Origin of the sequence: Rhizobium sp. X9, from assembly GCF_018873185.1 — a bacterium.
GTDB classification, from domain to species: domain Bacteria; phylum Pseudomonadota; class Alphaproteobacteria; order Rhizobiales; family Rhizobiaceae; genus Agrobacterium; species Agrobacterium oryzihabitans.
In genome coordinates this window covers 1,605,421-1,630,402 of sequence record NZ_CP071311.1, presented here as the reverse complement: position 1 = coordinate 1,630,402, position 24,982 = coordinate 1,605,421, and the positions used below count along the sequence as shown (strand labels likewise).

Here is a 24,982-nt window from a genome sequence, read left to right as displayed (position 1 = left end):
ATTCGCGGCGACGAGCAACTGTGTTTTGTTGAGGTTTTAGAAAATGGGTATCGCACAGCGCGCGAAGTCGCTCCGCGCAAGCCGTCATTCCGCTTCCATCCGTACGCTCTATCCAATGGCCACCGTTAAATGCGATGGCCCCCCAGTCTTCCGATCACAGGCGGCGCGTGATGCTGCCTGCCTGTTTGACGTCAACCCATCAATCACGTCATGGCACTGCATGCCACTCTCGCTCGATTACGGTGGTGGCGTCCACGTCCCTGATTTTGGTATTCTCGACGATGATGGCGGGCGCTTGTTAGTCGATGCGTCCGACAGGGTGATGCTGGTCGACGTAGGCAGGATTGAGGCCGCAGCCCAAAACCATGGCGTCAGATATCGACGTCTGATCACCGATGAAGTCTACGATGGCCCGCGTCTTCAGAATGCCAAAGACCTGCTTCGGTATGGCGGTACGGTTCTAGCGCTCGGTGACCGTTTGCGGTTACTCGCCGTCTTGGAAGAGCACGGCAATCTGACGATCGCCGAATGCCTGACAGTTTTTACCGAAACCAAGCCGGTTGCCGGACTGTCCCAGATGATCTTGCGCGGTTTCGTCGAAGTCGATCTCGATACGGAATTACTCGGACCCGAGACAATGGTGCGGCGGATACGGACCTGACCGCCCGTAATCGTCATCATCATTCCCAGTGTTCCGAGGCATACATGCAGTCTTATAGCGATAACCTGATCGCCAATCGCGATCCGTTCCATAGCTCGAAGTACGAGCTTACCCTGCCGACCCATCTAGCCATCATCGCAATGTCGAGATCGATCCGCCAGTTCCTGAAAAGGCGATCGTCGTTCGTCGCGGTTTTCGTCATGCCGCCGAAGGCAGACATCCATGCCTACAAGATGGCCGCGAAATGGTTGCTTGAGGGGACTGTGCCGGTTGGTGGCGAACACGGCAACAACTACGTTCTCGTCATCGGCGAAGAGACCGAACTTGCCGACGATTTCCAGGCGTTCAGAAAACTTCGAGAACTCAAGCGGGCGATCATTCTTCTCCCGGACGAGGAGCTTCTGTCTGACGAGGTCCGCATCGTCGCTGATATCGTGGTCTCTTTGCCCCTGCCGGCTCCGACCGATTATCGGATCGCGGCGCAGCGGATGAGGCTCGGGACTATCACGAATGCCGATGCCGATTTTTTGGCGAAGCAATCTCCCAAACGGGTCGAACTCGGTTGGCGGCGCGGACGATCCCTGGCTGTGAGCATCGGGCGTCTCCATCGGTATCCTCATATCGAGAAAGGAAAACGTCCCTCTGAACCCTTGTCGACTGGGCCGAGCCTGCAAGACCTATCCGGATACGGCGAGGCTAAAACATGGGGCCTCGAACTCACTGAGGACTTGGCGGCATGGAAGGCCGGGAGACTTGCCTGGGACGATGTCGATCGCGGCGTCCTGCTTTCGGGTCCTCCGGGATCGGGCAAGACGTCCTACGCGGCAGCTGTGGCAAGAACCTGTAACGTTCCCCTGATCCTCGGGTCGGCAGCTAGATGGCAGGCGACGGGTCACCTCGGCGATATGCTGAAGGCAATGCGCAAGGCGTTTGCCGAGGCTGCGCGGCAGGCACCGTCGATCCTTCTGATTGATGAATTCGATAGTTTCACCAGCCGCGACGACAGAACAGGCAGTAGCAACGACAACTACCATCGTCAGGTCATCAACGCCCTTCTGGAACTTTTGGACGGGGCACAGTCACACGAAGGCGTTATCGTGATCGGTGCGACGAACCACCCGGAGATTATTGATCCGGCGCTTCTTCGAGCAGGACGCCTGGAGCGCCATTTCTCGATTCCTCTCCCGGATGAAGTGGCACGCCATGACATCTACCGTTTCTATCTCCGGGGAGACCTTGCAGACGAAGCGCTGGACGACGTGGTGTCGGCAAGCGACGGCTGGTCTGGTGCCGACATCGAACGGTGTGTCCGTGACGCCCGTCGCTACGCGCGACGTGCGAAGCGACAGATGATTCTTACTGATCTCATCGCAGCCTTGCCGCCCCTTGTGCCGATCCCTATGGCGGTACGGCGCTGCGTCGCTGCCCATGAACTCGGACATGCTATTCTCGGTGTTCTGCTCGAGGCCGATCCGTTGGTGTCGGTCTCGATCGAGAAAGCCATTCAGACTGATAGCCGATCACGATCGCTGGGTTACACGGCGTTCGAGGAGCGGCTGTTCAGTCGAAAGACTTCGACGTATTTTCGAAGCAAGATCGCCACGCTTCTGGGTGGTATCGCAGCCGAAGAAGTGTTGTTCGGGGAATTCGGTAGTGGTGCTGGTGGCGATCCATCGGCGGACCTCAACCGTGCAACTGATCTGGCGACGATGATGGAAACTAGGTGGGGACTTGGTAAAACCCTGTCTGTCGAACCTGGCGACAGTCCACGTGAATTGTCGGCATTCCGTCACCGCCGCAAGGCTCTCAGCAAATCAGTCGAGGCGACATTGCAGGCGGAGTTTCGGCGCGCGAAATCCCTGCTCGAAGAACATAGGGATGCCCTTCTCGATCTTCATGCCAGTCTTCTGCGGGAGGGCAGTTTGGCCGCCGCGGTGGTCAGAGCTGCCGTAGAAAGGAGCGAGAGCTTCGGTCTACCTCATAAAGCCAAAACCGCTAGAGACGAACTCGGGCAATGAAGGCGGCGTCATTCCGTAATCGTCGTTGGGTATCACAGCGTGGCATGGAACGTGCCATTGAACTTCAACGGGGTGAAAAACGCCCGGTAACGGGAAGTACCTGTCGATCAGGATGAAATCTTTCACGTTGAAGGAAGCGATCGGCATCTCATGGGTGATCGACAGAGCCGCGAACAGGAGATCGTGTCCGATCTTATCCTTCTTCTGCTCTGGACTTGGCACATATAGGTGTCGGAGGGGTCCGACGGTGGTCATTTCGGCATAGAGATTGGCGGCTTTGGCTGTGAGTTCGGCGAACTGGAAGTCCACGGAGAGGATGTCATCAATCCAGTTGTGGAGTCGTTGCGCTTTTTGTGGATCGTGTTTCAAGGCCAGATGGGCACCCCGCCTCAACTCTGCTATAGCGGGGAACGAGATGGCGAGTGAATCTGCTCCCATGGCTTTCATCCAGGCACGCAACCCTGGCGGAGGTCGTTGCAAACCGGCATTGCTCAGGATGTTCGTATCCAGCAAAAAAATGGGGCCTGCCATTTCGAAACCCTCGGACGTAAACGGAATCACCAAAGGTCGTAGCCGGCATGTGCCGGTTTTCCGTAAACGTCGAAGTATAGAAGTCATAATTCGAAAATTGGAGAGACGGTGACGATGTCACGAACCTGGACGATCGATGAAGCATCTGCCGACCTGCCGAGCCTTCTGGAAGCGGCACGGACGTCGTCGCAATATATCATTGTCCCCGATGGCAAGTTCGAAGTGTCGTTCAGACAAACAGGGCGGAAATCCCTAGACGATATCTTGGATAAGGAAGGCCCGCTCAAGCCGGAGGACATCGCGCCTCAAGCTTAGTCCAACCAGAGGATACTCACATATAAAGATTTTCGGGCCATTGGACCTTCATGCCTCCTCCGCCGGCAGTCACTGACATGCTGTGAAAAAGTCGGAGGGATACTGCAAGTTGTTATCGTCTTTTCGGTGTTGCTACTAGACGTTCTAATTTGATTGTGCATTCTCACTGGAAGCAGGGGGCATGCCATGACAAATTTGATTTCTGACACAGACCTGAACGCTGAGAACTCGGTTTTCCAGAGCTCGCTTTCCGTAGAGGCCAAGATCGAGCGGGCGCGAACCGAACTGCTTGATTTTTCGGCTCGTAATCGCCTGCTGAATGTCCCCCGGTTCTCAAAAAGCGCGAAGACCGTCGATATCGTCGACGAGCGTTCCTCTGAGGTCTTCCGTATTCTTGTGAGCGAAGGCAAAGCGATGACCTTCCTCGCAGGCGCAAAAGGCCGCGATTCCAAAAGCGGCGAGGGGTCGGAAGACCTGATCGAGCTCGCGCTACCAGAGGACGATGACCGTGATGAGAACGGTCGTCTCGTAAGGCATGGTGATACGAAACTACAGACGCGGATGACCCCGAACGCGCTTCAGAAGCGTCTGCTTGATCTCTATTTTGACGCACGGACCCTCGAAGAGGAGCAGGGGGTTAACATCCTCTATCTCGGCCTCGGTACGTTGAAATGGATTGATCCGAACAATGCCGAGAATATCAGATATGCCCCTCTTATTCTTGTGCCGGTTATGCTGGAGCGTGGTAGTGCAGCCGAGCGTTTCAAACTGAAAGCGCGACAGGAGGACTACGCCTCCAACTTGTCGCTCGAGGGTTTTCTTGATCGCGTCCACAAGATCACGATGCCGACGTTCGACGCGACCGATCAGTTTTCGTTTGAAGATTATGCCGCGCAGGTGGCTGCGGCGATCTCTATCAAGCCAAATTGGTCTGTTCAGCCTGACGACATCGTCCTTGGTTTCTTTTCGTTCGCAAAATTTCTGATGTACAGGGACCTCGACCCAAGCCTCTGGCCGCAGAACGCCAAGTTTACCGATCGCCCACTTATTACGTCCCTTGTTTCAAACGGTTTCACCACGAGCGAGGAACTGTTGTCCGAGGACGCAAACATCGATACGCATATATCTCCGAGTGAGATGACGCACATTGTCGATGCAGACAGTTCACAGACAGCGGCGATCCATGAAGTCAGAAGGGGACGCGACCTCGTTATTCAGGGGCCTCCGGGAACAGGGAAGTCCCAGACCATTGCAAACATTATCGCCGCTGCGGTGGCAGATGGTAAGACTGTCCTCTTCGTGGCCGAAAAGATGGCAGCCCTTGAAGTTGTCAAACGTCGCCTTGATAACGCCGGAGTGGGAGACGCCTGCCTCGAGTTGCATTCGAACAAGGCGAACAAGCGTGCCCTTCTAATGGAGCTTCAGCACACCTGGGAACTGGGTGCCCCGAGGGGTGAGTCTGCGGATGCGCTGAACAGGAGTCTGGTTGATGCGCGTGATAACCTGAATAGTCACCCCGCGCGTCTTCACGAAAAGTACCAACCGTACGGTATGACGCCGTTTCAGGTGATTGGACATTTGTCGCGGTTGCGACGGATCGGAATGCCCCCATCGGACATTGAGCTTACAGATGCAGTCAGCTGGACGCCTGACTATCGCGACCGGGTTGTCGCGTTATTGAGTGAACTCGCACAGCGCATCGATGATATCGGGCTTCCTGCCACACATCCTTGGCATGGTGTCGGCCTTACAGGAATTACCCCTCTCGATCTCGAACGACTGGTCGTGAGATTAAATGACGCCAAAGCTTTTTCCGAGCGTGTAAGCGACGGAATGAGATCAGTCACGGATGCGCTGGAAACTGAACCTTCGAAAACCTTCACGGCATTCGCTGCGAGCGTGAAGGTTGCTGAACGCCTGGCAACGAGACCTGAGGGCGCGGATTACGAGGCGCTTGGAAATGGCGTATGGTTAGATGCGTTGCCCGACGTAGATCGGCTGATCAAAGACGGTGCTGAATATAGCCGGCTCGCCGCGGACGTTGATAAAACGATGGTTGCAATCGCCTGGGATGCTGATCCGGCTTCACTAATTGGCATATTCCGGCGTCTACCTTCGGATTTTCCGCAATCAGGCTTTGCGACGATTGCACAGTTAAATGGGTTAATCCCGCGCTTTTTGAGCGCCTCGATGTCGCTGGGAACGACGCTTGGGGTAAAGGCATCACCGACTCTCGGATCAATTTCCCGGTTGGTTACGATCGGTGAACGCGTTGCCGACGCGCCTGATGTCAGCCCAGACGCGTTCGTTGCAGCAATTTGGGAACGAGGATTGGAACAGGCGGGTGATCTCGCTGAGGCGGTAGCAACGTACCGCAAAATCCGAACGGAACTGGTGGGGAAAATCGCCGACCAAGCCTGGGATATGGATTTGATTGTTACCCGCACGGCCGTGGCAATGCACGGGGATCGCTTCCTCAAATTCCTCAGCGGCGATTGGAGAAGAGCGAAGGCGCTGCTAAAAACTGTGATGCCGGAGACGCCGCCCGCAGAAACCGTCCACATTCTCGATCTCCTTCAGAAGGGCAAAGATGCCCGCAATACGATCAGAGAGGGTGACGGTCTTGGACGCTCGGCATTCGGAGCTGACTGGCGTGGCGAGAAATCTGATCCACGTCCACTTGAGAGCCTGGTCCTTTGGATGAGGAGCCTGCGAGGTGTAGGATCGGAAGCTCGGGCGATTGCGGGTAGGCTGACAGATAAATCAGCGGTGGCGTCTCGCTGTGAGCAGGTCCGGGCTTTGCTTGATGAAACCCGTCGAGCACTTCTTTCCCTTTGGACAGACATGGGGTCGGGTAATGCCGAATTTTTCGGCGGTTCGTTGGACGTCGACGAGATATCTTTGCTCCAAACTGCGCCTGCAATTACCGATCTGACGCATGCGGATGCGGCGTTTTCCGACTTGCTTCATGTGCCGCTTACTAACGCCGCAGCCCGAGTGAAAGCCCTCGGGACTCTCGCGACGGCGCAGCGTTGCAAGCAAACGCTGGAAACCAGCGGTGTCATTGGCGTCGCTGCGTTCGGCTCGCTTTGGTCAGGAGCTACGTCAAACTGGCCGAAGCTCTCTCAAATCTACGCTTGGTCGACCTCAAACGCTGACATTCGCAAGCTTGCGTCTCGTATCGACGACCCGGTTGCGATTTACGGTCATGCCAAAGAAGCGTACGCCCTCGGAAGAGAGTTCCTCGATCGGATGACGGAACTCCTGGCGTTTCTGAAATCGGATACCGAGACGCTGTTCGGCGTGGGCGTGGCGGCTGATGCCTCACTTGATGAAATGATCCGGAAGTTGGGTGAGTGGATCGCCAACGAGGAGCAACTCTCGAAGTTTGCAGCTTTTAATGGTCGAGCAAAGGAGGCTGCAGAGGCCGGTGTTGCGGAGATCGTTGCTCGCCTCGAGGATGGACGTCTAACAACGGCGAACGTCATTCCGTATTTCGAAATGGCTTACTACGAGGCGTTGCTGAGGGACCAGCACGACAGGACCCCGGAACTCGCGCGGTTCGACGGTGAAGTACACAATCGCCTTGTCGCCGATTTTGCCAACCTTGATCTCGGCCGTATGAAGCACTCGAAGCTGGAGGTCGTCCGCGCTCACCACCGCAAGATTCCTTCTGTCAGTGGTATTGGCCCGGTAGGCGTCCTACGTAGCGAAATGGCCCGCCGTCGAAACTATATGCCGATCCGGCAACTGATGCAGCGGGCGTCTCCCGCAATTCAGGCGCTCAAGCCCGTCTTTATGATGAGCCCACTTTCTATTGCTCAGTTCCTCCCCCCTGGGGTCATTGAGTTCGATCTTCTCGTGATGGACGAAGCCAGTCAGATACAGCCCGTTGATGCATTAGGCGCGGTCGCACGTGCAAAACAGGTTGTGGTCGTCGGCGACGAGCGTCAGCTTCCGCCAACGATGTTCTTCTCGAAAATGACATCCGACGGATCGGAACAGGATGACGAAGATGACGGCGCGAAGGTGTCGGATATCGAAAGCATCCTCGGGCTGTTCTCCGCGCGAGGTCTTCCGAGCCGTATGCTGCGGTGGCACTACCGTAGCCGCCACCAATCGCTGATCGCAGTGTCGAACAGTCAGTTCTATGAGAACAAGCTTTTCATCGTACCCAGCCCTTATACGGCGGAGGCCGGTATGGGGCTACGCTTTCACCACGTCCCAGGCGGTGTGTTCGAGGACAGCGTGAACAAAGTTGAGGCAAAGGTGGTTGCCGAAGCTATCATCAGGCATGCGCTCGAGACGCCACATCTCTCGTTAGGCGTAGCCGCATTCTCGATAAAGCAGCGTCGAGAAATCCAGGACCAACTGGAACTCCTTCGTCGTCTCAATCCGGAAACGGAACCCTTCTTTCACTCGCATCCGACGGAACCTTTCTTCGTCAAGAACCTCGAAAACGTGCAGGGCGACGAGCGTGACGTCATACTAATCTCGGTGGCTTACGCGAAGAATGCCCAAGGCTACATGAGTATGCGCTTCGGTCCGCTTGGCGCAGAGGGCGGAGAACGCCGGCTCAACGTGCTCATCAGTCGTGCAAAGCAGCGCTGTGAGGTCTACGCCTCGATTACGGACGAGGATATCGATCTCGAGCGCGGCAAGGGCAAAGGTGTCTTTGCATTCAAGCTGTTCCTCCACTATGCGCGTACGGGACGGCTCTCAATGGCTGCCCGGGCTGATCGAGGAATGGATAGCGTGTTTGAAGAGCAGGTCATGGTGGCACTTCAGGACCGGGGTTATCAGGTCCATCCACAAGTCGGCATCGCCGGGTTCTTCATCGATTTGGCGGTTGCAGATGATCAGGTGCCGGGTCGCTACCTTGTGGGAATCGAGTGCGACGGTGCGTCGTATCACAGCGCGCGATCGGCCCGCGAGCGTGACCGCCTACGTCAGGCGGTGCTTGAGGACCACGGTTGGAATATTCACCGTATCTGGAGTTCCGATTGGTTCCAGCGACCTAAGGCGGAACTCGAACGGCTTATTGAAACGATAGAGCGAGCAAAAACCGACGCTATTGCGGGAGGTAACGGTCCAGCAGCGAGGAAGCGTGCTGTACCTGTTGAGGTCGTTACAATTGATCGAGCGGACGTTACTGAAATAGGGCTGCAGGAGGTGGGGTCGGGCGTTGACGTCAACATACCCTATGAAGAAGCCTCTTTGTACGTAAATACGTCGTCGGAACTGCATGAAGCCTCTTTGTCAGTGATTGGTTCGCTGGTGAAGAGCGCGGTTAAAACGGAGAGCCCTATTCACAGTGGTGAAGTCATCACCCGTATTCGGACCGCGTGGGGTCTACAGCGTGCGGGTGGGCGGATTGAAGCGCACGTTAATCAAGCTATCAAGCTTTTAGTCGACCGTAGAGAAGTCGTTCGATCTGGTCAGTTTCTTCTTGAACCCGATTCCGAAATCAGACTGCGCGATCGCAGCTCGGCATCCTCTCCTAGCCTCCGTCGGCTCGAGTTGCTTCCCCCTATGGAGATCGACCATGGCCTCAAGACAATCATTGATCAAAGTCTTGGTGGTACGGAGGAGCAGGCAATCAATGCTGTTGCTCGTGGGCTCGGCTTCAAGGCAACGAGCGCTCAACTCAGGGAAATCATTCGCGGGCGTATCGAGGTCCTCGTTACACGAGGCGAGCTAGAAGTTCGCGATGGAATGTTGGTGACCGTCTAGGAACTGAAAGAGGTCTATGCGTTTCTAATCGCCCATTATTCCTCAGGAGTGGGCGTCTCGGCGACCATATCCCGCCAACGTGTGGCTTTGCCCGGCCCACACCCAAGGGCTAGTCAGTCTATGTCGCCGAGTTTTTCCCGGCGGCCGACTCGCGCGGTCGGCCACTGGTCTAGTGAGCGAACCAGAAGCTATTTGTCAGGTTTTCACGAGCCGACGTAGACCTGACGAAGTGCAGGCAATCCCATCGGCGCGTCAAACATGATCTCCGGGTGTATGTCATTTTTCCTCGCACAGGCGTCATTGAAGGCCTCACGCTCGAGGTCTCGCGCTACGACGCGAAATCACTATAAGTAGGAAAAATCGAAGATGCCCAAATCAAATGCCGCGAGTTGCCCCGATTAACCAGCACAGGGACAAACCAAACCCGCGAAATCACCAGATATCCGAGCAGACTTTCTCATCAGTTTTTTCAAGGGAAGGTGGCGACCCCTGCAGGACTCGAACCTGCGACCTACTGCTTAGAAGGCAGTTGCTCTATCCAGTTGAGCTAAGGGGCCGTCATGCCGGGCAGGGATGCTCCGGTCTAAAGTCGTCTTGTTTCAGTGCGTCCAGGGCTGGGTGCGGTTGAAACGGAAATTGTCGGTATAGGAAACCACCTTGCGGGTCGCTTCCTTCGGCTGGATGACGCGGTATTCGATGCCCTTGCGCTGCGCATAGGCTTCGGCCTGTTCCTGCGTCTCGAATGTCAGCTTGACCTGCTGCTTCATGTCGGAGGTGGACGTGTATCCCATGATCGGATCGATCTTGCGCGGAACTTCGGCGTCGAATTCCAGAACCCAGACATTGGTTTTCGCCTTGCCGGATTGCATGGCGGTTTTTGCAGGGCGGTAAATCTTCGCAGACATGTCGAAACTGCTCCGGTTGGGCGGTGGGGCGCAACACCCCAGATTACTCTTCACGTACCTGAATAGAATAACCAAATCGTGTCAGGAACGCTGAAATTTGAAATGGACCGACTTCATGTGAGAGTCAAGACGATTATCCCTTGCCATCGCTTTGCTGCCCCGTGGCGCCAAGGCGCTTTTGAGCGATGGAGAGAATGGGCTGAACAAAGATGAATTTCCCTGTTGCGGAGTTTGGGTGAACCGTGTATTCCCCAGCCATCGCCTCGGCGGAGTGTAGCGCAGTCTGGTAGCGCATCTGGTTTGGGACCAGAGGGTCGGGAGTTCGAATCTCTCCACTCCGACCATTTAAAGCAATATATCCGCTTGTCGGCGTAACCTCCTTAAAAGAAAAGCTTCCGTTCAGTCCGCTGATGGTCCGGCCAAAGTGCTCTCGGCTGTGCCGATCGTCATGACATTGCCGCGCCATGCGACCGCGCTGCCGATCCAGCTGCGCGCCCAGACAAAGGGCATGATCACGTCGCGCGCGATCATGGCCGGCAGGGTATAAAGAGAGACCGGCCACCGGTTGAGTGCTGTGAGCGCCAGCTCCGGGCCGTACATGATGGTGAGAACGGCGATGGCGGTGACGCTAAGATCGGCGTCCGCGGCAAGGGCGGCGGCGAGCGCGAAGAGGAGCGGGGGCAGCGCGCCGGTGAGGATTTCCGGGGCGAAATATTGCGGGAAGGTCACGCGCCGCAGTCGCGCCCAGCGGGTCTGCCGCGACCAGATCTCGCCGGCATGACGCTGGCCGAGCGGCTGTTCAAAGGGGGCGGAGACCAGGTGCACGCTGCGGCCGGCATTTCTGACCAGCTTCGTCGAGGCGGCGTCCTCGGCGATTTCAGCGGCAAGCGCGCGAATTCCGCCATGCTCTTCCAGGAACGGCTTGTTCCACAACATCGATTTGCCCTGCGCAAAACCCATGCCGATTGCTTCGGCCGCATATTGCCAGCGGCCCTGTGAGCCGTTGAGGAAAGCGCACTCGACATGGGCCCAGAAGCCCGTCGGGCGGGAGCCGAGCGGCGGCGAGCAGACAAGCCCGCTATCCGGCCGCCAGGCTGACATCATGGTCGCGATATAGGATGGCGGCATCAGCACGTTCGAATCGGCCAGAATGACCCATTCGTGGCGGGCGGCGCGCCAGCCTTTCACGCAATTGTTCAGTTTCGGATTGGCGCTGATGCGGTCATCACCGATGAGCAATTGCGCTGAAACCGCTGGCGAGACGGCGCTGGCTTTGCGCACTTCCTCGATCACGGGATCGAGTTCGTCGGCAACGCAGAACAGCAGTTCGTAATCCGGCCAGTCGAGCTCAAAGGCGCGCGAGAGTGTCAACGGTGTGAAGTTTTCCACGCCACGCAGCGGCACTACCAGCGAGACCGGCGGTTTTTGCCGAACAAGTGCGTTTTCCGTGTCCCGTCTTGTCAGGCGCCAGCCGGCGAGAACAATCCCGAGAAGATTGAAGGCGAGGAGCAGAATTGCGCAAAGGGCAAAAACAGTTTCCATGCTGGCCAGTTCCACTCCCAAGCTTTCGGCGATTTGCGCCAATCGATTCCATGGAATTCGTTCCTGCCGATTATAACGTTTGAGTGACAGTTACATGTCATCATCGGCAGGCGGGCAGGGTGCGCGGTGCGGGAAACGGCGCCGCAGCACCGGTCCGGCGGCAAAGAAAAGCCCTTCGTGAAGAAGGGCAAAGTCATCATCGCAGCTAACGAACCTTAGTGGATGTTCAGGATATGCGCGTGACTGCTTGCGACGAGAAACGATTCCCGCGCTTTTTCGATATCGCATTTTCCGGCGATCGCATCGAGGCAGTTCCTGCGCGCTTCCTCATATTCCGGGCCATGTTCCTCGGGCCAGCGGTACATCAGCATGTCCAGCGCCACCAGAGGGCTGTAAATCTCCACGGCCACGCAAAGTGGCAGATGGATCGCTACCGGCTTCATCCACGAGGCGTGGTGACACGGCTCCGTTCTGTTTATCAGCATGTCATTCTCCTCCCTGTTTCATGTCCCTTTCAGGCTGTTCTCTCTCCCATGCGCGAAATGCCCGCCTCACGAAATGGTTCCCGATCACCTAAAATGTGATCGGTCAGGGGGTTCCAATTTTCCAAGATGAATGGAAGATGAACGAAATGATGAACCGGAGATGAACAAAACCGCTATTGGCGCGTTGTAATGTCCATAAGAAGGAGAACGCATATGTTCAATTTGTCAGGCATTCAGGAAAGCTTCTTCGGAGACCGCATGGCTGGCGTATGTCAGGCGATCACCTCTGCCCTGGCCTTCGAAACGGGACTTGAGAAGTCGCGTATTTCCGCAATCGTCGAAAACGACGTGATCTATCTGGAAGGCACGGCCGATTCGGTCGAGGCGATCGATATTGCCATCAACCTTGCCGCCTCCATCTCCAATTGCCGGATTTTGAGCCATATCGAGCCGGTATACTGATATTCTGCAAGCCGGGCGAAACGTCGTCCGGCTTTTTCAGACACCATAACGCGGCAATGTTATTTCTGGTTGCCGATCTGAGCACTGCGCACCATGTCGCCCGGCTTGATGCCATAACGCTTCGCAGTGCCGCCATTCAGTTCAAGCACAAATTTTACCACTCCGCGGGAGCTGATGATCGCTTCCGAATGGGGAACCGCGTTTTCGTGGATATGGGTGATTCGGCCATCCCGGGCGATGAACAGCATATCGAGTGGAATAAGGGTATTCCTCATCCACATTGCCACCTCCCGCTCCTGGCCAAAATCGAACAGCATGCCGTTTTCAAGCGGCATTGATTTGCGAAACATCAGCCCCTGTTCGCGCTGGGCGTTGTTGAGGGCAAGTTCCGCAACGAAGTCATGGCTTTTCCCGGCGGCGCTTTCGATCGTCAGCGGCTCGGATGTGAAATTCTGCTGCTGAGCCTGGGCGACGCCTGCGAAGGTGAAAAAAAGAAGCGCCAGAACGGCGCTCTTCATCACTGTGCGAAACAAGGCGGTCATCAGTGGGACATCCCGATCGGGGCGGGGTTGTCGGGATGGATTTCCGCCGCCATCAAACCCTTGTCGCCATCACCATAACGCACCAGCACCACCTGGCCGGGGCGCAGTTCCGTCAGGCCGAAACGACGCAGCGTTTCCATATGCACGAAAATATCTTCGGTTCCTTCGCCACGCGTCAGGAAGCCGAAACCCTTGGTGCGGTTGAACCACTTGACGATGGCGCGCTCAAGCCCGCTCGAGGGTGTGACCTGCACATGGGTGCGCACCGGCGGCAGCTGCGAGGGGTGAACGGCAGTCGACTGATCCATCGACAGGATGCGGAAAGCCTGAAAGCCCCGGTCGCGCCGCTGGATGAGGGCGACGATGCGGGTTCCTTCGAGAATGGTCTGGTATCCGTCGCGGCGCAGGCAGGAGACATGCAGCAGCACGTCCTGAATGCCGTTATCGGGCACGATGAAGCCGAAGCCCTTGGCGACGTCGAACCATTTCACGACGCCGGTGATCTCGACCAGGTCCACGGCATCGCCCGAAAGGTCCTCGACATCGACTATCGTTTTCGATGACATCCTATCAGCCATATCCTGCCAACCCCTCGATTACGCGCCATACACCGGTCAACTGATTCCTGTTTACCAGATTAACATCTTGGTAACGGTTCCACGCAAGCCCTAGTTTTTGATTTGCGTAGCTGCTTTTATGTCGCGGTCCTTGTCCGGGGCTTGCCATGATGCGTTTAACGGCACCGGACCCGTGTATTGGAGAGGAAGAAAATGCGGTATCTGCACACAATGGTTCGCGTCAAAGACCTTGGCGAATCAATGAAATTCTATTGCGACCTGCTTGGTCTCGAGGAAATACGCCGAATCGAAAACGAAAAAGGCCGATTCACTCTGGTGTTTCTTGCGGCGCGCGACGACATTGCTGCCGCACGAGAAAAAAAAGCGCCTTCGCTTGAGCTCACCTACAATTGGGATACCGAGGATTACACCGGTGGCCGCAATTTCGGGCACCTGGCCTATGAGGTCGACAATATTTACGACTTCTGTGCGCGGCTTCAGCAAAATGGCGTCGTGATCAACCGGCCGCCGCGTGACGGTCACATGGCTTTTGTCCGTTCCCCCGATGGTATTTCCTTCGAAATTCTTCAGAAGGGCGAAAGCCTCGCACCAGCCGAACCGTGGATATCTATGCAGAATACCGGTTCCTGGTAGGGATTTTCCCGCCAACAGCAGCGGTTTCGGGCGCTCTTGCCTTGTCACAATCGGATGAGGCATAGTCCGCGAATCGAAACGGCCAATCCCGTTTTGGGGAAAGCAGACGATTCCGTTCCCGTGCTGCTGTTGTAAATGCAAGATACGGAGGCCACCCATGAAAGCTGCAGATGGCGCGAAAGGACGCGTTTCCTGTCAGCGTCTTGTCATTGCCGTTTCGCTGCTCGGGCTTTCCGGATGCGTTTCGGCCATGACTGACGACGAGATGGTCGCCAATAACAAGAAGCCGGAGATTGCCGCACAGCAGAAGCCGCAGACGGCCGCCGCCACTCCGGCGGCGGGCGCGCAGCAGGGGCATTATGTCGATCCTGCCGTGGCATCGGCGGCCGGCGCAGCAGGTCCGGCCCAGCAGCAGGCTGCGGCCGGTCCGGCCCAGGGTTATGGTGCTGCTGCCGATATTGGCGGGCTTACAACGCAGCCGACTGCGATTTCCGCCGGGACATCCAGCATCTATTCCACAGCACCTTCCGTTGCGGCGGCGGGCGCATCCGGTACGGTTGGCACGCCCGGCGCGCCATCGCAGAAAATCATCCCCGCCGTCAGCAGCGTCTATTCGGCACCGGTGCAGGCGGCACAGCCCCAGCCCGTTGCAGCGCCGGTTCAGGTGCCGGCAGCGGCGCAGCTGCCAGCGGAACAGCACAGTGAAAACCGCCAGGCAGTTCCCGTGCCGCAGACGGCGTCTGAGCAACTTGCTGCGGTGGCTGCCGCACAGCCGGCTGGCGAAAGTGGGCAGGAAGGCGAGGGCAAGGGCGTGACGCTTGCGGCGTTTTTCGCCGGCGCGGCCAAGAAGCGCCTGCCGAAAATGATTGAAAGCGGTTCCGCCGAGAACACGCAGGTTGCGGCGCTGCCCGGCGCTGCGGACAGGACGATGGGCATTGCGCTTTCGGGCCGCTCGATGATGTCCGATGAATTCGATGACGCGCATCTCGAAGACGAGGATGATCAACCGACCGGCCTGATGAAGCTTGCTTCGCTCTCCGGCCTCACCCGCGTTTCGCCGAACGGGCTTTTCCTGCAGACGGATCACGTTGAAGTCGGTTGTTTCAAGCCGGAGCTGGTTCGGATGATCAAGGATGTCGAGCGTCATTACAACAGCCCGGCCATTGTTACCTCGGGTTATCGCCCGCCAAAGGGCATAAGGCAGGGTTCCAAGCATTATACCTGCGATGCCGCCGACATTCAGATCAAGGGCGTCTCCAAATGGGAGCTTGCAACCTATCTGCGTTCCCTGCCGGAGCGCGGTGGCGTCGGCACCTATTGCCATACCGAATCGGTGCACATGGATACGGGTGAACCGAGAGACTGGAACTGGCGCTGCCGCCGCACCGCTGCGCGGAAATAATCTCCGGCGTGACTGCAAAATCCGGAGCGTTCGCGCCTGAAATCCATCCAGTCTGAGTGCGAATGGACGTGCGGCACGCCATGCTGTAGGAGACGGTTCCCTGTCTCCATGCGCATGGTGTCCTGTAAATGCTGCCGATCTCCACCTTTCCCGTCTATATCATCTCCATTGCCAGGGCGCGTGCACGGCTCGACAAGATGCTGGACGGCGCTTCCGGTCTCGGTCTTGATTTGCGGCCGGTCGAGGGTGTCGACGGCAAGACCATTCCTCCTGCCGAGTGGACGGACTTCAACCAACGCGGCTTCGAGCTGCGCAACGGCCGCCATGCCTTGCCTGGCGAATATGGCTGCTATGCCAGCCACATCAAGGCGCTGGAGATTTTTCTGGCGAGTGACGCACCGGTTGCTGTGATCGTCGAGGACGACGTTGCCTTTACCCCGGACTTTTCCGAACGGGTCAAAGCCATGGCTGCGATCATGCCGGAAAACGCGATCGTGAAGCTGACCAACCACCGCCGCAGCGGCTTCAAGGGCAGGAAGACCAGCGCTCTCGGAGACACGTTCGGGCGCTGCATTTTCGGCCCGCAGGGATCCTCGGCCTGCTACATCATCTCACGCGGCGGCGCTGAACGTTTCCTGAAAGCTGCAAGGGTAATGACGCTGCCCTTTGACCGGGCGCTGGAATGCGGCTGGGGCTATGGCACGCGCGTTTATGTGACTGACAAGGATTTCCTGCCCTTTGGCGACCCGGACACGCTGGTCGGCACGCGTGCCGAATATCGCGGCAGCAAGTTTGCCCGGTTCAAGCGGGTGCCGGCTTATCTGTCGAGTTTTTACGACAATATTGCGCGATATGTTTATGCTTATCTTTAGCGGTGGTCGTTTGCGGGCTGTCTGATAACGGCTCGCTCGGGATATCGATTTTCCGAACCCGATGTTGAGAAGGGGCTGTGTTATGCCCCAGGAAAGCGGGAATCGGCTTTTCGATTTTCTGCCGGCTGCTGTCATCAGTTACTGATGGCAATTCATAAGCTATTGAAAAATATATGCTTGAGGTGGTGAGAGCGCAGGGATTCGAACCCTGGACCTACTGATTAAAAGTCAGTTGCTCTACCGGCTGAGCTACGCTCTCCCGTGTCGGGGCTTGGTTGCCCTTCGGAAGTGCGCGGAACATAGGTAGAGCGATCCGTTCGGTCAACCCAAAAAAAGCGCTTTCTACAATCAATCCGGTTTTTTTTGTCGCACCCCCGAAAAGGTGATTGGAGACAGGGGGCGGCTGGGGATAAAAGCGGCTCAGACATGTCGGGCAAACGGGTGAAATCGTTTTACGGCAATGACATGTGCGAAAATGAAAGCGTGAAGTGCCGGCGAATCTTTTACGAATCGCGGCGGGCTTTGCGGGATCCGGAGTTCTTTCTTGTCGATTGCCGATATTTCCCTGTTCAGCGCGCTTCTGGCCGGTGCCTTGTCTTTCCTGTCGCCCTGCGTCCTGCCGCTGGTGCCGCCTTACCTGTGTTACATGGCGGGTATTTCTGTCGAGCAGTTCAAGACAGAGGATGCGGCGCCCCGGCCCGAGGTGCGCAAGGCGGTGCTGGTTTCGGCTTTCTTTTTCACGCTCGGTTTTGCCACGGTGTTTGTGGCGCTGGGTGCCGGCGCCTCGACGATCGGCACGCTTTTGCGTCAGAATCTCGATATTCTCGCCAAGATCGGCGGTTTCATCATCATCCTGATGGGCCTGAATTTTCTCGGTGTTTTCCGCATCGGCGTGTTTTCGCGCGAAGCGCGGTTTCAGGGGGCGGGCAAGCCGGCCACGCTTTCCGGAGCCTATGTCATGGGCCTTGCCTTCGCTTTCGGCTGGACGCCCTGCATCGGTCCGGTTCTGGGTGCGATCCTCGGTGTTGCCGCTTCGCGCGACACGGTTGGCGACGGTGCGGCGCTGCTTGCCGTCTATTCGCTTGGCCTTGCCGTGCCGTTCTGGATCGCGGCTGCTTTTTCCGGTTCCTTCATGCGTTTCCTCGTGCGCTTCCGCCGCCATCTTGGCCTCGTGGAAAAGCTGATGGGCGTGTTGCTGGTGCTCACCGGTATCGCTTTCATGTCCGGTTTCATCACCAATGTGGCGATCTGGTTCCAGGAGACCTTTCCGATCCTGATGAAAATCGGCTAAGCCTCCCGCGTATTTTAGAGGCAGGGGAAAGACCGTGGCCGATATCGTCGGATTGCTTTTGCCGTTTTTCGGCCTGATCTTCATCGGTTACGGCGCGGCGCGCATCACGAAACAGCCCGTTGAGGCGATGGGCTGGCTGAATACATTCATCATCTATGCGGCGCTTCCGGCGCTGTTTTTCAAGCTGGTGTCTAAAACGCCGGTGGAAGAGCTGGCGCGCATGGATTTCGTTGCCGCAAGCCTTGCCTGCACCTATGGCATTTTCTTGGCTGTATTCCTGATCGGCCGGTTCGTGCGAAAGAACAGCCTCGCAGAAACCACCATCCAGAGTTTCGCGGCGAGCTATGGCAATATCGGCTATATGGGGCCGGGTCTTGCGCTGCTGGCGCTCGGCGAAAAGGCGGCGGTGCCGGTGGCGCTGATCGTCTGTCTGGAAAACGCTGCCCATTTCATTGTCGCTCCGGCGATGATGGCGGTTGCGGGCGGTGACAAGCGCTCCCCGGCGAAGCTTGCACTGGATGTGGCGAGCAAGGTCATTACCCATCCCTTCATCGTGTCGGTGATAGCAGGCTTCCTCGCTGCCTCGCTGTCATGGCAGCCGCCGGAGGCGGTGCAGCGGCTGGTGGATTATCTGGCGCAATCGGCGGCGCCCTGCGCTCTGTTTGCCATGGGCGTGACGCTGGCGCTTCGGCCGATGAAACGGGTGCCGGTGGAAATCAGCTATATCGTGCCGGCCAAGCTGATCCTGCATCCGCTTGCGGCTTATCTCCTGCTCTCGTCGCTCGGGCGTTTCGAGCCGGTGTGGATCTATTCCGCCGTGCTGTTGGCAGCGCTGCCGACTGCGACGAATGTGTTCGTCATCGGCCAGCAATATCATGTCTGGCAGGAGAGGGCGTCGGCGACCATCCTCATCTCAACGGTGTTGTCGGTCCTCACGCTGACGGGCGTGGTCTATTTCATCCAGCCTTTTTGAAGCTACCGAACAGCAGCGAGGGCAGGGCCTTCAGCCCGCGTCCCGGCTCGATGCCTTCGCGCATCACCATGCTTCTGAGCGTGCCGATGCCGGAAAGGACATGCAGGCCAGCCGCGCGCGCCATCTGCACCGGCAGAAGATCGGAAAGCAGAGAGCGGTTCAGAAGGTCGACGCTCAGCGTGCGGCTGTAGACATCCGCCCGCCGCCTGCGGTCAAAGCTGCTGCCGGCGTCAGCGGCAATGGGGCGGTCGGAGACGGCACCGAGCAGTTCCGTCAGCGAAATGATGTCGCGCAGGCTGAGGTTCAAACCCTGCGCGCCGATGGGCGGGAAACTATGCGCGGCCTCACCGATCAGGGCGACGCGGCCCTTGCCGAAGCGATGTGCCGTCATGGAAGAAAGCGGCCATGCCTGCACGCTGTCCTCTACGGTAACAGCGCCCAGCATGGATTGCATGCGCTCCTCGATCCGCAGGCTGAGCGCCTCCAGCGGCAATGCCGTCAGTTCCTCCGCCTGTTGCGGGGTGACGACCCAGACGAGGCTGGAGCGGTTGCCGGGCAGGGGAACCTGGGTGAAAGGGCCGGTGGGGGTGTGGAATTCCGTCGAGACATTGCCATGCGCCCGGCTATGACCGAAGTTCAAAACAATGGCCGTCTGCGGATAGGACCAGGATTTGACCCCGATGCCGGCCGCATCCCGCACCATCGACTTCCTGCCATCCGCGCCGATGAGGAAATCGGCCGAGAGCGTTTCGCCGTCTGCAAGCGTCACGGAGACGCGGTCGCTGCCGATGTCGATCGTCTCGGCGGTGGTGTCGAGGCGGGTAATATTGTGTTCCTGTTCGACAGCCTCACCAAGCACGCCGAGCAGCGCCTCATTGGGAATGTTCCAGCCGAAGGCATCGAGCCCGATTTCGGAGGAGCGGAACTGTACGGTCGGTGCGCGCAGCAGGCGCTCGGTGCCGTCAATTATCTGCATGGTGGAAAGGCGTGCGGCCGAAGGTGCGATGCGTGACCAGAGGCCGAGACGGTCCATGAAACGGATGGACTGGTCCATCAGCGCCGTGGTGCGCTGGTCCTTCCTGTCGCTGGAAGGTGCAATGAGCGCCACGTGGCGGCCCGCCCGCGCCAGCGCGATGGCCGCGATCTGGCCCGCAAGCCCCGCACCTGTGATGGCGATATCGAAGTGTCTCATGGTCCTGATCCGTTGTTATTTCCAGAACATCATAGTGTCTTTGCGCGGGCAAATCCACTTCGGGGCCGGAACATTCAGTCACGAAGATTCGTTGGTTGTGCCGCTATATTAGTCTTAGGATAAGCGGATTGAGCCGGTTGCAAAGCGTGGTGAATGGCCGCATACCGGAATGAACAGGGCGGATGAAAAGCGGGGCGCAGACGCTGACCATGAAAATTTTCAACTACAAGCGTGTTCCCTACGCGGAAATCCGCGCCTTTTCCGTCCATATGCTTACGGCTTCCGGTTCGTTTCTGGCCTTTCTCGGCGTCGTCGCCGCCGCCGAACACCGATTTGTCGACATGTTCTGGTGGCTGGGGCTTGCGCTTCTGGTGGATGGTATCGACGGGCCCATCGCCCGCAAGGTGCGGGTGAAGGAAGTTCTGCCCAACTGGTCGGGCGATACGCTCGACAATATCATCGACTACGTGACCTATGTGCTTTTGCCCGCCTTTGCGCTTTACCAGAGCGGCATGATCGGCGAGCCGCTATCCTTCGTCGCGGCGGGCATGATAGTGGTATCGAGCGCCATCTATTATGCCGATATGGGCATGAAGACGGATGAATATTTCTTCTCCGGCTTTCCAGTGGTGTGGAACATGGTGGTGTTCACGCTCTTCGTCATGGATGCCAGCGCCACCACGGCCATGACCGTGGTTACCGTTTCGGTTTTCCTGACATTCCTGCCGATCAATTTCCTGCATCCAGTGCGGGTGAAGCGCCTGCGGCCGCTCAATCTGTTTGTCGTCTTCATCTGGTGCGCGCTTGGCGGCTATGCGCTGCTGATGCATTTCGAAACCCCCATGTGGGCGGTGATCGCATTCGTGGCAAGCGGTATCTATCTTTACTGCATCGGTGGAATATTGCAGTTTTTCCCCTCGCTCGGCGCGAAGTAGTATGCATGGCGTTTCGGAGCGGTTCTGCACACTCGACGTCATTCTCGGGCTTGACCCGAGAATCCATGATTTCAACGGGTTATGGATCCTCGGGTCAAGCCCGAGGGTGACACGGTAGAGATTTCGACGCTGCTATTGGGAAAGGGATGCGGTGCCGTTTATTGCTTGTGCAAATTGCATTTAAGCAACGTGTTTTTCAGTTGTGCGCAGCAGCAAAACAGTTATCAATACATCATGGTCGCGCAGCATTGCATACGCATTGCCCCGTGATTGGGAACAATAACCGCAGCTGGTGAAGTGCTTCAAAGAAAGCATGAGCTGCCGGTGAGAGAGGGACCAGTGACTGGAAATTTGGCGCCGGAGGCCGTGCCTCTCCTGTCCGTTCGCAAGCTGACAAAGCTGTTCGGCAATTTCGCCGCCTGCAACGGCATCGATCTCGATATAGCGCCGGGCGAAATCCACGCGCTTCTGGGTGAAAACGGCGCGGGCAAGTCCACGCTTGTCAAGATGCTGTTCGGCGTCCTTTCGCCCACCGAGGGCGATATCATCTGGCAGGGCCAGCCGGTTTCAATCGGCTCGCCAAGCGAAGCCCGCCGGCTCGGTATCGGCATGGTTTTCCAGCACTTTTCCCTGTTCGAGGCGCTGACGGTTGCTGAAAATATCGCCCTGTCGCTGGACCCGAAAATTTCACTGAAGGAAATCGCCAGGGAAGCGGAAACGCTGTCGCGCGCCTATGGCCTGCCGCTCGACCCTTATGCGCATGTGGCCGATCTTTCGGTCGGCGAGCGCCAGCGCATCGAAATCGTGCGCGCGCTGTTGCAGAACCCGCGTCTCATCATTCTCGATGAGCCGACTTCGGTGTTGACACCGCAGGAGGCCGACAAGCTGTTCGAGACGCTGGCAAAGCTGAAGGCCGAAGGCCGTTCGGTGCTTTATATCAGCCACCGTCTGGAAGAGGTACAGCGTATCTGCGACCGCGCCACCGTCCTACGCCACGGCAAGGTGACGGGCGCCTGCGATCCACGCAGGGAAACGCCTGCATCTCTGGCGCGTATGATGGTCGGCAGCGATGTTGCGAGCGTTTCGCGGCCGACGGGAGCCGCGCTCGGGCAACCGCAGATCGAGGTCATGGGGCTTTCGGTTGCGCCACGCACGCCCTTTGCCGTGGCGCTGAAATCGATTTCGATGAATGTGCGCGCCGGAGAAGTGCTGGCGATTGCCGGTGTGGCCGGAAACGGCCAGGGCGAGCTGTTCGATGCGCTTTCCGGCGAATATCCGGTCTATAATAATGATGCGATCCATCTGCGCGGCAAGCCGGTCGGCCGCATCGGCATCAATGGCCGCCGGCTGATGGGCGCGGGTTTTGTGCCGGAAGAGCGCCATGGCCACGCCGCCGTTCCCGGCATGAGCCTTTCCGATAATCTGTTGCTGGCGCGGGCGCGTTCTGATCGGAAGGCGTTTCTGACCGGCGGTTTCCTGCGCATCATCCGTGGCTCGACCATCAAGGCGGCGGCGCGGCGCATCTCGGAAACCATGGATGTGCGCAAGAGCGGGGCCGATCCGCTGGCGGGGTCGCTGTCGGGCGGCAATCTGCAAAAATTCATTGTTGGGCGAGAGCTTGACCGTCAGCCTGCCGTGCTGGTGGTCAACCAGCCGACCTGGGGTGTGGATGCTGGTGCGGCGAGCCGAATTCGCCAGGCGCTTGTCGATCTCGCCAAGGCGGGCTCGGCGGTCATCGTCATCAGCCAGGATCTCGATGAAATATTCGAGGTCGCCACCAATATCGCTGTCATTTCCGACGGGAAGCTGTCAGAGACCCATCCCGTGGAAGACATGACGCTTGAAAAGATCGGCCTGCTGATGGGCGGCATCCACACACATTCGGGAGCCGCCCAGCATGCGCATTGAGCTTGAAAAACGGGCAGGGGTCTCAAAGTTATTCACTCTTCTTTCGCCGCTTCTGGCGCTCACGCTGACGCTGCTCGTCGGCGCTGTCATGTTCGCCATGCTCGGCAAGAACCCGCTGGACGCGCTTTACGCCTTTTTCGTCGAGCCGCTTCTGGAGGTCTGGTCGCTGCATGAGCTGGCGATCAAGGCCGCGCCGCTGATCCTGATCGGCGTCGGCCTGTCGATCTGTTATCGCTCCAATAACTGGAACATCGGCGCGGAAGGGCAGTTCACCATCGGCGCGATCACCGGTTCCATCCTGCCGGTTCTTTATCCCGACTGGCATTCGCCGCTCATCCTGCCGCTGATGATGGTGATGGGCGCCATCGGCGGCGCGCTTTATGCCGGTATTCCGGCGCTGTTGAAGACGAAGTTCAACACCAATGAAATCCTCGTCAGCCTGATGCTGGTCTATGTCGCGCAGCTTTTTCTCGACTGGCTGACGCGCGGCATCTGGCGTGATCCGGGCGGCTATAACTTCCCGCAGACCAAGCCCTTCAACGACAGCGCCGTTCTGCCGGAAATGCTGGCCTCGGGCCGGGCGCACTGGGGTTTCGTTTTCGCCATCGTTGCGGCCATCGCGCTGTGGTTCATGATGCGCTACATGCTGAAAGGCTTCGAGGTTACCGTGCTCGGCCAGTCGGCGCGGGCAGGGCGTTTTGCCGGTTTCTCATCAAGCCGCATGGTGTGGTTTTCGCTGCTGCTCTCCGGTGCGCTGGCGGGGCTTGCGGGCATATCTGAGGCTTCCGGTTCCATTGGCCATCTCCAGCCCAGCATTTCGCCGGGTTACGGCTTTACCGCTATCATCGTCGCCTTTCTCGGTCGTCTCAATCCGCTCGGCATCATCCTTTCCGGGCTGGTGCTGGCGCTGACCTATCTGGGCGGCGAGGCGGCGCAGCTTTCGATTGGCGTCTCGGACAAGGTGACGCGCGTGTTTCAGGGGCTGATGCTGTTCTTCGTGCTCTCCTGTGACACGCTGATCTTCTATCGCATCAGGGTCGTCTTCACCGGCAAGGCGCATCACAAAGAAGGAGCGGCATGATGGATATGCTTCAGGCCATTCTTCTCACCGTCATCACCGCCGCGACACCGCTCGTGCTTGCCGCCTCCGGCGAGCTCGTGGCGGAGCGCTCCGGCGTCCTCAATCTCGGTGTCGAGGGCATGATGATCATGGGCGCGGTCTGCGCTTTTGCGACCGCCCATATGACGGGGTCTCCCTATCTCGGCATTCTGGCCGGCATCGCTTCCGGCGCGGTTTTTTCGCTGCTGTTCGGCTTCCTTACACTGACGCTGGTGACCAACCAGGTGGCGACGGGCCTTGCGCTTACCATTCTCGGTCTTGGTGTTTCCGGCATGCTGGGCGAAAGCTTCGTCGGCCTGCCGGGTGTCAAGCTGCAGCCCATCGTCTTTCCGGTTCTGTCCGAGATTCCCTTCTTCGGCCCCTTGCTGTTCCGGCAGGACCTGATCTTCTACATGTCCATTGCGCTCGTTGCCGGTATCAGCTGGTTTCTGTTCAAAAGCCGCACGGGTCTCAAGATTCGTGCGATCGGCGACAATCATGGTTCCGCCCATGCGCTCGGCATCAATGTCATCCGCACGCGGTATCTGGCTGTCATGTTCGGTGGCGCCTGCGCGGGTCTCGCCGGCGCGCAGCTCTCGCTTGTCTACACACCGCAATGGGTGGAAAACATGTCGGCCGGGCGCGGCTGGATTGCGCTGGCGCTCGTCGTCTTCGCCTCCTGGCGTCCCTGGCGCCTGCTGGCGGGCGGCTATCTGTTCGGCGCCGTCACGATCGGGCAATTGCACGCGCAGGCCTTCGGCATCGGCGTCCCGTCGCAACTGCTTTCGGCACTACCTTACCTTGCAACTATTGTCGTGCTCGTCATCATCTCGCATAATCGCCGCACGACCTTGATCAACACGCCGGCATCGCTGGGCAAATCCTTCGTGCCGGACAGGTGAAGA

21 protein-coding genes and 3 tRNA genes are annotated in these 24,982 nt (G+C 58.0%); 15 read left to right on the top strand and 9 right to left on the bottom strand.

The annotated features are described in order from the left end of the window. Positions 1–43: 43 nt before the first annotated feature. The gene (locus JZY08_RS07985) at positions 44–661 is read left to right on the top strand and encodes a hypothetical protein (protein ID WP_035242405.1); all 618 of its coding nucleotides are present in this window, start codon (positions 44–46) and stop codon (positions 659–661) included. Between the two features lie 44 nt (positions 662–705). Continuing rightward, a complete protein-coding gene (locus JZY08_RS07980; protein WP_003495461.1) occupies positions 706–2,679 on the top strand; it encodes an AAA family ATPase in 1,974 nt (657 codons plus the stop codon). Here the strand turns inward: JZY08_RS07980 and JZY08_RS07975 are convergent. Then, positions 2,635–3,210, bottom strand: a complete 576-nt coding sequence (locus JZY08_RS07975; protein ID WP_139009075.1) for a type II toxin-antitoxin system VapC family toxin — start codon at positions 3,208–3,210, stop codon at positions 2,635–2,637. The genes JZY08_RS07980 and JZY08_RS07975 overlap by 45 nt on opposite strands. Before the next feature lie 114 nt (positions 3,211–3,324). On the opposite strand from JZY08_RS07975, the gene JZY08_RS07970 reads away from it, so the two are divergent. Together JZY08_RS07970 and JZY08_RS07965 are read left to right on the top strand one after the other, a co-directional pair. Next, complete coding sequence (locus JZY08_RS07970) at positions 3,325–3,525, top strand: hypothetical protein (protein WP_035224282.1); 201 nt, start codon at positions 3,325–3,327, stop codon at positions 3,523–3,525. Positions 3,526–3,711: 186 nt separating this feature from the next. Continuing rightward, positions 3,712–9,258 carry a DUF3320 domain-containing protein gene (locus JZY08_RS07965; RefSeq protein WP_003495465.1) on the top strand — a complete coding sequence of 1,849 codons (5,547 nt, stop codon included), beginning with the start codon at positions 3,712–3,714 and terminating at the stop codon, positions 9,256–9,258. Between the two features lie 480 nt (positions 9,259–9,738). Here the strand turns inward: JZY08_RS07965 and JZY08_RS07960 are convergent. Beyond that, a tRNA-Arg gene (locus tag JZY08_RS07960) sits at positions 9,739–9,815 on the bottom strand. Between the two features lie 42 nt (positions 9,816–9,857). Further along, positions 9,858–10,163 carry an ETC complex I subunit gene (locus tag JZY08_RS07955; RefSeq protein WP_003495468.1) on the bottom strand — a complete coding sequence of 102 codons (306 nt, stop codon included), beginning with the start codon at positions 10,161–10,163 and terminating at the stop codon, positions 9,858–9,860. Positions 10,164–10,430: 267 nt separating this feature from the next. Here JZY08_RS07955 and JZY08_RS07950 point away from each other — a divergent pair. Next, positions 10,431–10,507 (top strand) — tRNA-Pro (locus JZY08_RS07950). A 55-nt stretch (positions 10,508–10,562) separates the two neighbouring features. On the opposite strand, the gene JZY08_RS07945 is transcribed toward JZY08_RS07950, so the two are convergent. Both JZY08_RS07945 and JZY08_RS07940 read right to left on the bottom strand, forming a co-directional pair. Next, positions 10,563–11,705 (bottom strand): ceramide glucosyltransferase, encoded by a 1,143-nt coding sequence (locus JZY08_RS07945; protein WP_216329870.1) that lies wholly within the window; start codon positions 11,703–11,705, stop codon positions 10,563–10,565. A gap of 215 nt (positions 11,706–11,920) precedes the next feature. Beyond that, positions 11,921–12,190 carry a DUF982 domain-containing protein gene (locus tag JZY08_RS07940; protein WP_035242407.1) on the bottom strand — a complete coding sequence of 90 codons (270 nt, stop codon included), beginning with the start codon at positions 12,188–12,190 and terminating at the stop codon, positions 11,921–11,923. Positions 12,191–12,403: 213 nt separating this feature from the next. Here JZY08_RS07940 and JZY08_RS07935 point away from each other — a divergent pair, with 213 nt between their 5' ends. Beyond that, on the top strand, positions 12,404–12,652 hold the full coding sequence (locus tag JZY08_RS07935; protein ID WP_003495474.1) for a BON domain-containing protein: 249 nt from the start codon (positions 12,404–12,406) through the stop codon (positions 12,650–12,652). 59 nt (positions 12,653–12,711) lie between these two features. Here JZY08_RS07935 and JZY08_RS07930 read toward each other — a convergent pair whose 3' ends face one another. Then, a complete protein-coding gene (locus JZY08_RS07930; protein WP_216329869.1) occupies positions 12,712–13,194 on the bottom strand; it encodes a DUF192 domain-containing protein in 483 nt (160 codons plus the stop codon). Beyond that, positions 13,194–13,772, bottom strand: coding sequence for a cold-shock protein (locus JZY08_RS07925; protein WP_035242409.1), 579 nt, complete (start codon positions 13,770–13,772; stop codon positions 13,194–13,196). The genes JZY08_RS07930 and JZY08_RS07925 overlap by 1 nt, the downstream gene beginning before the upstream one ends. 192 nt (positions 13,773–13,964) lie before the next feature. Between JZY08_RS07925 and JZY08_RS07920 the strand changes: the two genes are divergently transcribed. The 3 genes from JZY08_RS07920 (at position 13,965) to JZY08_RS07910 (ending at position 16,679) form a co-directional block, all read left to right on the top strand. Beyond that, on the top strand, positions 13,965–14,405 hold the full coding sequence (locus JZY08_RS07920; protein ID WP_035242411.1) for a VOC family protein: 441 nt from the start codon (positions 13,965–13,967) through the stop codon (positions 14,403–14,405). A 157-nt stretch (positions 14,406–14,562) separates the two neighbouring features. After that, positions 14,563–15,807: a YcbK family protein gene (locus tag JZY08_RS07915; protein WP_216329868.1), complete on the top strand. Its 1,245-nt coding sequence runs from the start codon at positions 14,563–14,565 to the stop codon at positions 15,805–15,807. Positions 15,808–15,935: 128 nt separating this feature from the next. Further along, positions 15,936–16,679 carry a glycosyltransferase family 25 protein gene (locus JZY08_RS07910; RefSeq protein ID WP_216329867.1) on the top strand — a complete coding sequence of 248 codons (744 nt, stop codon included), beginning with the start codon at positions 15,936–15,938 and terminating at the stop codon, positions 16,677–16,679. Between the two features lie 183 nt (positions 16,680–16,862). Here JZY08_RS07910 and JZY08_RS07905 read toward each other — a convergent pair. Beyond that, positions 16,863–16,938 (bottom strand) — tRNA-Lys (locus JZY08_RS07905). 285 nt (positions 16,939–17,223) lie between these two features. On the opposite strand from JZY08_RS07905, the gene JZY08_RS07900 reads away from it, so the two are divergent. After that, on the top strand, positions 17,224–17,970 hold the full coding sequence (locus tag JZY08_RS07900; RefSeq protein WP_142172670.1) for a cytochrome c biogenesis CcdA family protein: 747 nt from the start codon (positions 17,224–17,226) through the stop codon (positions 17,968–17,970). Positions 17,971–18,004: 34 nt separating this feature from the next. Further along, positions 18,005–18,943, top strand: a complete 939-nt coding sequence (locus tag JZY08_RS07895; protein ID WP_216329866.1) for an AEC family transporter — start codon at positions 18,005–18,007, stop codon at positions 18,941–18,943. Here the strand turns inward: JZY08_RS07895 and JZY08_RS07890 are convergent. Continuing rightward, positions 18,927–20,135, bottom strand: a complete 1,209-nt coding sequence (locus JZY08_RS07890; protein WP_216329865.1) for a UbiH/UbiF family hydroxylase — start codon at positions 20,133–20,135, stop codon at positions 18,927–18,929. The genes JZY08_RS07895 and JZY08_RS07890 overlap by 17 nt on opposite strands. Before the next feature lie 209 nt (positions 20,136–20,344). Between JZY08_RS07890 and pcsA the strand changes: the two genes are divergently transcribed. The 4 genes from pcsA to JZY08_RS07870 all read left to right on the top strand — a co-directional run bounded on the left by pcsA (position 20,345) and on the right by JZY08_RS07870 (position 24,979). Next, a complete protein-coding gene (pcsA, locus tag JZY08_RS07885) occupies positions 20,345–21,070 on the top strand; it encodes a phosphatidylcholine synthase (RefSeq protein ID WP_082184713.1) in 726 nt (241 codons plus the stop codon). Positions 21,071–21,421: 351 nt separating this feature from the next. After that, on the top strand, positions 21,422–22,978 hold the full coding sequence (locus tag JZY08_RS07880; protein WP_216331528.1) for an ABC transporter ATP-binding protein: 1,557 nt from the start codon (positions 21,422–21,424) through the stop codon (positions 22,976–22,978). After that, positions 22,968–24,059, top strand: a complete 1,092-nt coding sequence (locus tag JZY08_RS07875) for an ABC transporter permease (protein ID WP_216329864.1) — start codon at positions 22,968–22,970, stop codon at positions 24,057–24,059. The genes JZY08_RS07880 and JZY08_RS07875 overlap by 11 nt, the downstream gene beginning before the upstream one ends. Then, a complete protein-coding gene (locus JZY08_RS07870; RefSeq protein ID WP_035222932.1) occupies positions 24,059–24,979 on the top strand; it encodes an ABC transporter permease in 921 nt (306 codons plus the stop codon). Before JZY08_RS07875 ends, JZY08_RS07870 begins: the two co-directional genes overlap by 1 nt. Positions 24,980–24,982 lie beyond the last annotated feature (3 nt).